Source organism: Streptomyces sp. NPDC005784 (assembly GCF_042871525.1).
Lineage (GTDB): Bacteria > Actinomycetota > Actinomycetes > Streptomycetales > Streptomycetaceae > Streptomyces.
In genome coordinates this window covers 1-10499 of the sequence record NZ_JBIAIQ010000085.1, presented here as the reverse complement: position 1 = coordinate 10499, position 10499 = coordinate 1, and the positions used below count along the sequence as shown (strand labels likewise).

The following is a 10499-nucleotide window of genomic DNA, read 5'->3' as shown; positions in this document are numbered from 1 at the left end:
CTACGAACGCAAAGCCGAACACTTCCTCGCCTTCGCCGCCATCGCCTGCACCCTCATCTGCTACCGCCGACTCACCAAATGAGATGACTTCTAAGCACGTATAGCGGCTACGCCACAGCGTAGGCCAGCTCGTGCTCGAAGATCTCGGCGTCGGCGGGCGAGGAGAAGTACTCAGTCGCAGCCTGGCAAAGCCGTCTTCAGCACCGGTCAAGCACGGCTGGACCGCAGCCATGACCGGTCGCGCCACGGGCGCCGTCGGCCGGCTTCCGCGGATCGCTCGCTGTACGCCCAGCCGAGCCAGTCCTTGATGTCGACCGCCACCACGGGTCCGCCGTCCTGGAGGTAGCGGGGGCCGTCGAACGACTCGTACTTCCGGTCCAGCAGGCCGAGCGCACGCGTGCGCTCCGGGCCCTCCTCGATCACCCGGGCGGTGCCGCGCAGCCGTACCCACCACGCCTTCAGCCAGTCCTCGTCGTAGCAGTCGGCCAGGACCGTGACCCGCTGGTCGCGGTCGAGGTTGCGCAGCCGCTTGGGCCGCGGGTTCCCGCTCTTCGGCTTGTCGGTCGGTGAGTAGAAGACGTCGCCGTCGACCACGAATATGACGGGCACGACATGGGCGCGCCCGCACTCGTCGACCGTGGCCAGCCGGACTGCCCGCTCGCCCTCGAACCGGCTGCGCATCTCTTCCTGCCCGAGTTTCATCGGAACTCCTTGTGTCTGGGTCCCTGACGCTGGGAATGACGAAGTGGCTCACGGCGCCGGTCTGTCACGCAGGTCCCGGGAGGGCCTATCGCCGCTCGATGCTCAGGAGCGGTTCCTGCCGCTCCCGGCGGTGCCGGTGGCGTCGTACCAGCAGGATCAGGACCGTGCCGAGGACGGCGAGGCCGACGGTGGTCTGGCCGGACAGTTTGATGGTGTCCGACGCGCCGAGCGTGTCGACCAGGGGGCCGCCGAGCACCGCGCCCAGCGGGGTCGCGATCACGAGGATCGCGCTGCGGAAGGCGCTGAGGCTCACCAACTCCTCGATGGGTGCCTTCTGTTGCAGCAGGGTGATGGTCACCGGTCCATAGGGTGCGTAGATCAGCCCGCCGAGGCCGAAGCCCGCGATGCCCGCGGCGAGCGTGCCGAACTGGGCGAAGGGGAGGATCGCCAGCCCCCAGCCGGCCACGATGCCCAGTACGGTCGGCCACAGCGGGAGCCGCCGCAGCGTTCCGGTGACCCAGGTCCCGATCACCGCGCCGACGCCGAACGCGCCCCAGATCCATCCGAGGGCGGTGGGGTCCCCGCCCATCCGCTCGGCCACGACAACCGGGACCGCCACCTCGATCGGCCCGTACAGCAGGTAGAAGACGAACGAGAGCGCGAGCAGGCCCATCAGCTCCGGGTGGCGGGCGAGGGTCCTGCCGCTGCGCCGCAACGGCACCGCGGGACGGCGCTCGAGGGTGCCGTCGCCGCGCACCCGGGCCGTCACGAGGGCGAGGTACAGATAGCTGACCGCGTCAGCCGCCAGCACCGCGGCCGGCCCGAACGCGACCGTGACCAGACCGGCCAGCGGCGGTCCGGTGATGAACGACAGCTGTTCCTGGCTGCCCACCAGCGCGTGGCCGGCCAGCCGGTCCTTGGCCGGCAGGGTCTCGGCGACGAACGTCTGACGGCCGGCGATCCCCCAGGCGTGCAGGACCGAGGAGATGGCGAGCAGGGCGATGTAGGTCGCGGTGTCCAGCAGCCCCGTCCAGTACAACGCCGGGATCAGTGCGAACAGGGCGCCGCGAAGGAGCGCGTTCACCAGGATCAGGCTCCTGGCGTTGCGCCCGCTCAGCCAGCGTCCCAGCGTGAGGGAGCCGATCGCGGCGGGCAGACTGTAGGCGGCGACGGCGAGCCCCACCACGAGGGACCGGTCGGCCGGAGCGGCCAGTTCGACGGCCAGCCACGCCACACCGACGAAGCTCATGCCGTCGCCGAGGAAGGAGACCAGAAATCCGGGCTGCAGCCGGCGGAAGTCGGGGTTGGCGAGACAGCGGGTGTAGCCCTCGGGCAGCACCCGCTGGATTCGCCGTACTGCGGTCATCGAACAGGCACCTCGGATTCGCTCGCCGCGCAGCGGAACCCGATCTCCGGGCTCCTGGTCACCAGCGCCTTGCCCGCCCGGCTGACCGCGGTGAGCAGCGCGGGGGGCGAACTCCACGCCCCGCCGCGGACACTGACCTCGGCCGACCACTCACCCCACAGGTCGCCCGGGTCCATGGTGCCGAAGCGTGGCTGGAGCGGGAGGCCGTCCAGGAACCGGGTGGACGTCCACTCCCACACGTTGCCGCACATGTCCCGGACGCCGAAGGGGGATTCGCCGCCCGGCAGGTTCACCGGACCGGTCAGCGCGGGCAGTTCGGCGAAGGACAGATCCGCGAGCCGGCGCAGCCACGCCCGGCGGTCCAGGACCGTCCCGGCGTCCTGTCCGAGTACCGAGTGCAGGCCCCGCACCAGCTCGGGCCGGAACTCGGCACCCCAGGGGTGGTGCCGGTGGTCGTCTCCCCGGGCGGCCCGCTCCCACTCGTCCTCGGTGGGCAGCCGCTTGCCGCACCAGGCGGCGTAGGCCACCGCGTCGTACCAGCTGACCCCGGTCACCGGGTGGTCGCCGGCGCAGCGGGGGTCGTCGGCGGTGGAGCGTGTGTGGTCGGTGTTCCTCGGCTCGTCCGGGTGGCACCACAGGTGGCCCTGGGCACCGACGTCGGCGACGAACACGTCGTACTCGTCGTTGGTGACCGGGCAGGTGTCCAGGTAGAACCCCTCGACCGTGACCTCGTCCACCGCGGGCTCGCCCGGGTCGCCGAAGGAGTGTTCCCCGCCGGGGTGCGTCCCGCGGCGCAGCCGTCCGGCCGGGACGTGCCGCATCCCGTCCGGGGAGAGCCGGCTGGGCAGCCGGTCGGCCGACAGCGGGACGGGGAGGTCCTCCAGGACCGTGCCGGCCAGTGCCGTGTCGGCGAGCAGTGTCTGTGCCGAGGCGAGTGCGTGCGCGTCCGCCACCGTCACGTAGTTCCCGACGCCCGCGGCGATCTGGTCCGGTGACCGGCCGAGGACGGCCAGCAGGGCGTGCAGCGCGGAGGGGCCGCCTGCCGAGCGCAGGGCCGGTGTTGTGGCCAGGGAGGCGAGTGCGGGTCCGCGCACGGTCTCGTCCGGGTCGGCCAGTGCCCAGCCGACGGCCTCCGCCGCCAGTTCCGGGGCGAGCCGTACGGCGGCGGCCAGGGCCTGGCGCCGTATCCCGGGCGTGTCGTGCAGCAGGCCGACCGCGAGGCATTCTTCGAGCAGGTGCGGGTCGGCGAGCTGCTCCAGGGTGCGCAGGTAGCCGTCGAGCAGGGCGTCGCGTTCCGCCGTGGGCCCGTCGGCCCAGGCGGCGATCTGCAGGACTTCGGACGGAAGGTCCGGGGTGGTGGTGGTCATCGCGCGTCGGCCTCCGCTCCGGTGATCATCTTGGCGAAATCCTCGCCCGCCCGGTGGCTGTACGCCGTGCCCGCCGAGGGCTTTTGTCCCGCGGAGTAGTACACGTACAGCGTCGCCCGGCTGGTGTCGTCGAGCACCGGGCCGGAGTGGTGGAGGATGTTGTAGGTGTGGCAGATGACGTCGCCCGCCTCGGCTTCGAGCGGAAGTCCCAAGGTCTCCAGTCGCCGCGGCGGATACCGGTGGGATCCGGGCACGAGGATCAGGCAGCCGTTGCGGAGGGTGGCGTCGTCCAGGTAGATGCCCACGTTCACCAGGGGGGTCAGCGGGAGGTCGTGCGGGAAGTCGAGGTGCCAGTCCAGCGCGCTGTAGGAGCTTCGCTTGCCCCGTTTCATCTGCCACACGGCTCCGTCGACGGCGTCCTCGAACTGCCATGTCGGGCGTCCCAGCAGGCCGGGGCCGAGCGCATCGAGTTTCCGGCGCTCGATCAGTTCCCGGGTGTCCGCGCAGTGCAGGGTGAAGTAGGGCAGCCGGTGCAGGGTCGCCCGGCCGTTCTCATCGTACGAGGGCTTGATCACCTGGTCTCGGTGCTCGGCCGGTACTTTCCCGTCGAGTGTGTCGCGCTCCAGGCGTTCGGCGTCGCGTTGGATGATCTCCACGTCCTGCGCGTCGAACACGCCGCGGTAGATGACGAACCCGTACTGCTCGTAGAAGGCGCGTTGTTCCGCCGTGACCGTGCCGTCGTAACGGAACCGCGGAATGCGCTGCGGCGAACTCACCGGATCACCCCTCGGAACCCGATCTCGTTGTGCCGGTCCGTGAAGAGGTCCTTGCCGCGGAAGTACGCCGTGACCTGCTCCCGCATGGAGGTCCACGCGCCGCCCCGGATGACCACCGAGGTCTCCTCGGCCGTCGCCCATTCGGTGCGGGGCCTGCCGGAGATCATCGGCTTCATCCGGTCACGGGTGAAGAAGTTGGTGTCCGTCCATTCCCAGCAGTTCCCGACCAGGTCCGCGACGCCGTAGGGGCTGACGTTCCTGGGGTGGGAGCCGACCGGCACCGTGGTGACCGCGGGAGTTGTCTCGTCGAAGGTGCTCAGGGTGTCGCGCCAGTGCTCCAGGCTCTGCGCTTCGCCGAAGGAGGCACCGAACCAGCGCAGCGCGTCCGGGTCGAATTCGTCGCCCCACGGATAGAGGGATCCACTCTCGCCCCGTGCGGCCTTCTCCCATTCCAGTTCGGTCGGCAGCCGCTTGCCGACGTGAGCGAGGTAGCCGTAGGCGTCGAACCAGTCGACACCGGTCGCGGGGTGGTCGGGGCCGAACCGGGCGTCGCCGACGATCCCGCGGCGGTGGTCCTTGTCCTCGGGCTCGTCGGGGTGGCACAGCGCGTGCTCGGCGGCCTGCGGGCTCTGCGCCCACTGGTCGTACTCCCGGTTGGTCACCGGGTACCGGTCGATGAGGAAGTCGGGCAGGTAGCGGGTCTGCCGGGGGGCCGCGTCGTCCACGTCGTAGAGCGGATGGACGACGTCGTCCATGCCGATTCCGGCGACGAACTCGGACGCGGGGACGAGCACCATGCCCTCGGGAACGGGACGGGGCAGGTTCTGCGGGTCGTAGTCCCAGTGTTCGCCCAGTGCGGTTCCCTGCGGCAACTGGCCGGTCCTGGTGTGCTCCCGCTCGATCTCCAGCCTGGCCGCGCGGTCTTTTGCGCCGAGGATCTCGTCCATCGCCTTGGCCACGACGGCGGCGCCGATGCCCACCGGCTTGGTGCTGCGGAACAGGCCGGCCTCAGCCGGTCCGGTGATGTGCAGCAGCTCCTCGTAGGCCTCGCCGATGCGGTTCCGGCCGGCGATCTTCGCGGCGGAGAACACGATGAAGTCCTCGTCGTCGCCAAGCAGCCAGACCAGGAATTCCCGCGCCGCGGGAAGAGTGGCCGTGAACGGCCCGACACCTTCGAGAACCGTCAGGCGGACATCCGCACGGGGGTGGGTCGCCGCCATCGCGCAGAGTTCTTCGATGACCTGGGGGTGCCGAAGTCCGGCGATCGTCTCACGCAGTTCGGCGCGTTCTTCGCCGGTCAGCGGTTCGTGCGATTCCTGCCATGCTTCCGGGGCCAGAAAACGATCCACCAGCCCGTTCAAAGTCTTCTGCTCGACGGCAAAACGTTCGTAACTCCACCTGTGCACTGATCCCACCTCGATTGCCACGGTCAGATATCCCTGAGGCCGAGAACCCTGGCCTGTGGAGGGTGCCAGCACCCTCCACAGGCCACAAGACCGCCCTTGATCAGGCCGCCCACTTGAAGTACTTACCGGCCGGGCGGACACCGCCCTTTCGCTGCGAGCGCAGAGCGTTCCACTGACGAAGCGTCTTCATCTGATTCACCTCCTCGGATGGATCGGCAATCGAGTGGATCGACCATCCCGTCGAATGCTCGGCTCTGTCAAGTTCACGGTTTTTTCCGCGTTGTTGACGGGCTGAACGCCTTGTTCAACTGCCGATTCCCCACGGTTGAACAAGCAGACCTGAACAAGCAGGACGGCGAACAGAATTCAATGGCCCACGATTTGAAAGGAGTGCGCTGTACGAGTTCTCGTCGTGCCGTTTCCCTGGAAGGCGCATGTGTTCAACCTGGTGCCGCTCGCGTGGTCGCTGCGGACGGCCGGGCACGAGGTGCAGGTGGCCTGCTGGCCGGATCTGCTCGACGCCGCCACCTCGGCCGGGCTGACGGCAGTGGGCGTCGGTCCCGGCGAGACGTCGAAGGTGCGCAGGCAGCGGGACCGGCGCCAGACGTCCGAGCGTGCCGCCGCGGCGAAACAGTCCCCGCAGTCTCGGACAGGTGCGCAGCTCTTGGTGCGAACATCCCGCGGACAGTCATCTCTAACATCGAGAACGGCAGGCGAACAAACGTGTCCGTGGCGGAGGTTCTCGCCCTCGCCAGTGCCCTAGGACAGGCGCCGGCCGCCCTCGTGTTCCCAGCCGGGTATGTATCCGAGTTGACATCCTCCCCCTCTTAAAAGAGGGGGATTCCAACCCAGGTGGGTTGGGGTTCACGGATACTCGACCGCTGTTTGGGCGGTGTCGTCCCTCCGGCACCGGCTGATCGCCGGGGGCGGGGAATCCCACCCTGTCCTGCCGCGACGTTGACTGCTGCATTGGTGTCCGCGTTGCAGGTGAAGCCGCAGAAGGAGCAGACGAACTCGGCTTGGCTCTTGCGCGAGTTCTTATCAATCCATCCACAGGCGGAGCAACGCAAGGAGGTGTAGGGGGCGGGGACGTCTTCGACCCGGCCCAGGGCCTTATGCCCGGTGCGCTGGCGCAGCAGACCCCAGCCCTGCGCCAGGATCGCCCGGTTCAGCCCGGCCTTCTGCCTGACCTGTCTGCCGGGCTGCTCGGTGGTTCCCCTGGTCGAGCGGGTCATGTTCTTGATATTCAGCTTCTCGAACCGCACCAGACGGTAGGTGCGGGCCAGCATCGTCGAGGTTTTCTCGCACCAGTCCTTGCGCCGGTCGGCCTCACGCGCCTTGAGCCTGGCCACCTTGGCGTACGCGGCGGCCTTCCGCTCACTTTCCCTTCAGCTGTAGATCTGTGTCGCCGCTGTAGTTCGTCGATCAGCTGGGTCGGGTAACTGACGGACATGCAGGCGGAGTTGTTGAACGTGCCGCTGTCGGTCACGGACCAGGAGCGGGCTGAGGAGTTCTCTGACCAGTTGGAGTTGCTGCTGCTGGAGGTCGGTGGGGTCTTCCCGCGAGCAGATCTGCGACGCCGTGCCGCGGCCTGTGTCCGCGGGTTGCTGGCGCCCCTGTCCCGCAAGAACGGCTGGCAACTGTCCGAGTATGGCGGGGAGTTGACGCCTTGGGGGCAGCAGCACCTGCTGGACCGGGCGCGCTGGGACGCGGACGTGCTGCGGGATTTCGTGCGCCGCTACGTCATCGCCTCGCTGGCGGACGGCGGGGTGGGAGCCGGGCCGGACGGGTGCGGGGTGCTGGTGGTCGATGAGACCGGGTTCGCGAAGAAGGGCCGCTCCTCGGCGGGGGTGGCCCGGCAGTTCACCGGCACGCTGGGCGGGGTCTTCCCCTGCCAGGTCGGGGTGATGGCCGCCTGGGCGACCGGGGCCGGGCAGGCACTGGTCGACCGGGAGCTGTACCTGCCCAAGGAGTGGACCGGCGACCGGGCGCGCTGTCGGGTGGCACACATCCCCGATGAGCTGGACTTCGCCACCAAGCCCCGGCTGGCCGAGAAGATGATCGAGCGGATCCTGCCCGATCTGCCGACCGGGCGCGTGTGGGTGGCCGCGGACGAGGTCTACGGCCGCGACGGGGCTTTCCGCGCCTTCCTGGAGCACCGCCGCCTGCCGTACGCCGTCAACGTGCCGGCCGACCACACGGTGCTGCCGCGCCCGGGCTGGCGACACCTGGCCCGCCTGGTCGAACGCGTCGCAGCCGAACAGGACTGGGTCGAGCTCGCGGCCGGCCCGAGTCAGCTGGATTCCCGCGCCTGGCAGTGGTGGGTGCGTCGCATCCCGGACCCCGAGCTGGAGGTCGGGGAGGGTGCTTGGGCCCGGTGGGTGATCGCCCGCCGCCGCCCGGCCGAACCCGACAAGCGGGACTACTACCTGGCCTGGGGCCCGCAGGAGACCGAGGTGGAGGAGCTGATACTGGTACCCGGGGCGCGCTGGCGGGTGGAGGAGGCGATCAAACTGGCCAAGTCGTCGGCCGGGATGGCCGACTACGAGGTGCGCTCCTTCCACGGCTGGTACCGGCACATCACCCTGACTCAACTGGCCGCCGCGTTCCTGGCCGCTCAGGCCGCCGCCGCACGCGAACAGGCAGTTCCCCGGCCCGACGGGCCACCGGGGCAGAGAGGGGGACTTGCGCAGTCCCACCATCCTCGATGACACCGCCCCGATCGCCTACACCGCCTACGAGGTCTGCCGGCTCCTTGAGGTGATGGCCCCTCAGCCCGTCCCGAAGGAGCGGATCCGGCACGGACTGCACTGGTCACGCTGGCGCCGCTGCCACCAGGCTCTCGCCCGTACCTGTCACCGCCGACGCAACCAGAGCCGCCCAGCCCTACCCGGCACCCCACGACCCCCGCCGAACAGGACCCGACCGAACTACAGCGGCGACACAGATCTACAGCTGAAGGGACTTTCACGGCAGCTGTAGTTCGTGAGAGAGAGCTCTGCGCCCGGTAGCTCCCAGCCGCCCGCGGCGAGGTTCAGCCAACCCCATCGCCGTGCGCCACCGGGTGCGTCTCCAGCTCCGGAGCGGCCAGCAGATCGGCGATCAGTGCCCGGGGCCCGCCGACGTAGGTACTTACCAAGTCCACGTCACCGCCCAGGCACCAGGCGCGGTCCTGTGGCCACCACAGGTCGGGCAGTTCGGCGAACTCGTCCAGAGACACCGGCGAGACGGCATCGGCCAGCGTCCCGGCAAGCAGCACTTCGTCCCGGCCGGGAGTCTCGAAGGAAGGGACTTGGTCGAAGTCCCACCGTCCGTAGCCGCTCCACAAACCGAACCAGCAGCGCTCGGAAGTCCGGGTGTGCCGAGCCAGGATGGGGATCAAGGCCTGGGCGACAGCGGGCGGAGTCGGACCTTCCGTCGGATGCTCGTCCCAGACACCGGGCAAGCCGTACTCGGCGGTGTTGTGGTAGTCGCGGTCCATCCCGATCAGCTCATGCCAGTCGGTGCCCGGTGTCACCTCGCGCTGGTAGGCGGCAGCCACCGCCGTCCACCGCACCGGCCGCTCACTCAGGGAAGCGGGATGCAGAACCCGGGCGTAAGCGGCGAATCCGGGCGCGGCGACGCCCGCCACCGTCCCGAAGTTGCCGTGCCCTGGGACACGCTCGGTGAGCCAGCGGGCCGGGCCGAGATCGACGGTCTGCACGCGCAGGCGTCCATACCATTCGGGAGCGAGATCCCGATCCACCGGTCGATAGTTGTCCACCCCGCACAGTCTGCCTGGCCGGCCGCTGGTGACACCTACCGTGCGTCGGCACATTCCCTGTCATGCGATGGCCACTGCCGTCACGTTGTTCCAGCGGCGGTGGCAGGCGGCTGCTCGATGCTGGTGTCGGCGGCGCCAGTGTGACCAGCGCAGGGCATGCGCCGGGTCGGCGTCCTGGTGGGGCCGGGGCAGGGCAAACACCCGGAACAGGGCGAGGAGTTCACGCGGGCTGACGGGCACCACGGCCAACTCGTCGGCGAGTTCGGCGGGGTCGCGTTGCCGCTCGTAAAGGGCCCCGACGGCGAGGAGGGTGTGGGCGAGCATGCTCATCAGGCTCCAGCGGTGCCAGGAGGTCCAGCAGGTGACCTGGCCGGTGTCGAGGTGGGCCAGGCCCTTGGCCTGCTGAAAGTCCTCCTCGACGCGCCAGCGGCGGCAGACCGCGCTGGTGGCGGCACCTTGAGATCGCTTATGCGTCCACAATCGCACCCCAGGTAGGCCAGCTGGATCGATCTGTTTCTTGATCGGCCGGACAGTTCTAGTCGATGTTGCGGCGAGTGCCTTCTCGTAGCCGATGGGACTGTGTTGTCCGGGTCGGGAGTGACGCCGCCGGGTGTTGTAGCGATGAAGCCACCGGAACGCCGCCGGGCGGGCCTCGCGCTCGCTGGTCCAGCCCTTGGCGCCCTGCAGTGTTTCGCGTTTGAACGTTGCGTTGGACGACTCCGCGAGTGCGTTGTCGGGTGGGCGGCATGGAGCCGGGTGAGCAGGACGCGGGCGGCGGTGCATTCCTGGACGTCGGCGGGGGTGACGAGCAGGTCGACCGGCAGGCCGTCCTGATCAACGATCAGGTGCCGCCTCCGGCCGTTGGTGAACTTTCCGCCGTCCCGTCCCGGCTGCTGCCCCACCGTGGTCCGCAGGCCGGGACCTCCTCTCCCGTTGCTGAGTCCGTGGTCAGGTCTCAGCATTCCGGGCATTTCGGCCAGGAAGGTCCGTCACATCACCAGAGCGTTAGGGGCTCGGCTTGAGTACGGTCTCCCGTTTCTGTCTGCTGCTGGTGCGGCAGTGTTGTGCCACCTGCCCGCCCCGTCCCCGTCTTGCGGCGGGGGCGGGTGGTGCGGGTCT

At 69.4% G+C, this 10499-nt stretch carries 10 protein-coding genes and 3 pseudogenes; 3 read left to right on the top strand and 10 right to left on the bottom strand.

The features are described 5' to 3' along the window. Positions 1–207: 207 nt before the first annotated feature. The 5 genes from ACFYR3_RS45195 to ACFYR3_RS45175 all read right to left on the bottom strand — a co-directional run bounded on the left by ACFYR3_RS45195 (position 208) and on the right by ACFYR3_RS45175 (position 5617). Positions 208–702: a pyridoxamine 5'-phosphate oxidase family protein gene (locus ACFYR3_RS45195; protein ID WP_389288209.1), complete on the bottom strand. Its 495-nt coding sequence runs from the start codon at positions 700–702 to the stop codon at positions 208–210. A gap of 85 nt (positions 703–787) precedes the next feature. Continuing rightward, a complete protein-coding gene (locus tag ACFYR3_RS45190; RefSeq protein WP_355857672.1) occupies positions 788–2068 on the bottom strand; it encodes an MFS transporter in 1281 nt (426 codons plus the stop codon). Then, complete coding sequence (locus tag ACFYR3_RS45185; protein ID WP_389288207.1) at positions 2065–3435, bottom strand: SUMF1/EgtB/PvdO family nonheme iron enzyme; 1371 nt, start codon at positions 3433–3435, stop codon at positions 2065–2067. The genes ACFYR3_RS45190 and ACFYR3_RS45185 overlap by 4 nt, the downstream gene beginning before the upstream one ends. Continuing rightward, positions 3432–4211 (bottom strand): phytanoyl-CoA dioxygenase family protein, encoded by a 780-nt coding sequence (locus ACFYR3_RS45180; protein ID WP_355857678.1) that lies wholly within the window; start codon positions 4209–4211, stop codon positions 3432–3434. Before ACFYR3_RS45180 ends, ACFYR3_RS45185 begins: the two co-directional genes overlap by 4 nt. Continuing rightward, on the bottom strand, positions 4208–5617 hold the full coding sequence (locus ACFYR3_RS45175; RefSeq protein ID WP_389288205.1) for a formylglycine-generating enzyme family protein: 1410 nt from the start codon (positions 5615–5617) through the stop codon (positions 4208–4210). Before ACFYR3_RS45175 ends, ACFYR3_RS45180 begins: the two co-directional genes overlap by 4 nt. A 412-nt stretch (positions 5618–6029) precedes the next feature. Here ACFYR3_RS45175 and ACFYR3_RS45170 point away from each other — a divergent pair. Next, positions 6030–6173 (top strand): annotated as a pseudogene (locus tag ACFYR3_RS45170) (glycosyl transferase family 28); the annotation flags it as partial. Continuing rightward, on the top strand, positions 6116–6448 hold the full coding sequence (locus ACFYR3_RS45165; RefSeq protein WP_389288211.1) for a helix-turn-helix domain-containing protein: 333 nt from the start codon (positions 6116–6118) through the stop codon (positions 6446–6448). The pseudogene ACFYR3_RS45170 and the gene ACFYR3_RS45165, both read left to right, overlap by 58 nt. Here the strand turns inward: ACFYR3_RS45165 and ACFYR3_RS45160 are convergent. Beyond that, positions 6445–6969: an RNA-guided endonuclease InsQ/TnpB family protein gene (locus ACFYR3_RS45160; RefSeq protein WP_389288203.1), complete on the bottom strand. Its 525-nt coding sequence runs from the start codon at positions 6967–6969 to the stop codon at positions 6445–6447. The two genes, ACFYR3_RS45165 and ACFYR3_RS45160, sit on opposite strands and share 4 nt — an antisense overlap. Before the next feature lie 99 nt (positions 6970–7068). On the opposite strand from ACFYR3_RS45160, the gene ACFYR3_RS45155 reads away from it, so the two are divergent. Then, entirely contained in the window at positions 7069–8328 is a 1260-nt protein-coding gene (locus ACFYR3_RS45155) for an IS701 family transposase (RefSeq protein WP_389288201.1), read from the top strand. Positions 8329–8651: 323 nt separating this feature from the next. On the opposite strand, the gene ACFYR3_RS45150 is transcribed toward ACFYR3_RS45155, so the two are convergent. The 4 genes and pseudogenes from ACFYR3_RS45150 to ACFYR3_RS45135 form a co-directional block, all read right to left on the bottom strand. Continuing rightward, positions 8652–9320 carry a hypothetical protein gene (locus ACFYR3_RS45150; RefSeq protein ID WP_389288199.1) on the bottom strand — a complete coding sequence of 223 codons (669 nt, stop codon included), beginning with the start codon at positions 9318–9320 and terminating at the stop codon, positions 8652–8654. A gap of 120 nt (positions 9321–9440) precedes the next feature. After that, positions 9441–9866 carry a hypothetical protein gene (locus ACFYR3_RS45145; protein ID WP_355859030.1) on the bottom strand — a complete coding sequence of 142 codons (426 nt, stop codon included), beginning with the start codon at positions 9864–9866 and terminating at the stop codon, positions 9441–9443. A gap of 51 nt (positions 9867–9917) precedes the next feature. Then, positions 9918–10127: pseudogene (locus ACFYR3_RS45140) on the bottom strand (integrase core domain-containing protein); the annotation flags it as partial. A 5-nt stretch (positions 10128–10132) separates the two neighbouring features. Then, positions 10133–10342 (bottom strand): annotated as a pseudogene (locus tag ACFYR3_RS45135) (transposase); the annotation flags it as partial. Positions 10343–10499 lie beyond the last annotated feature (157 nt).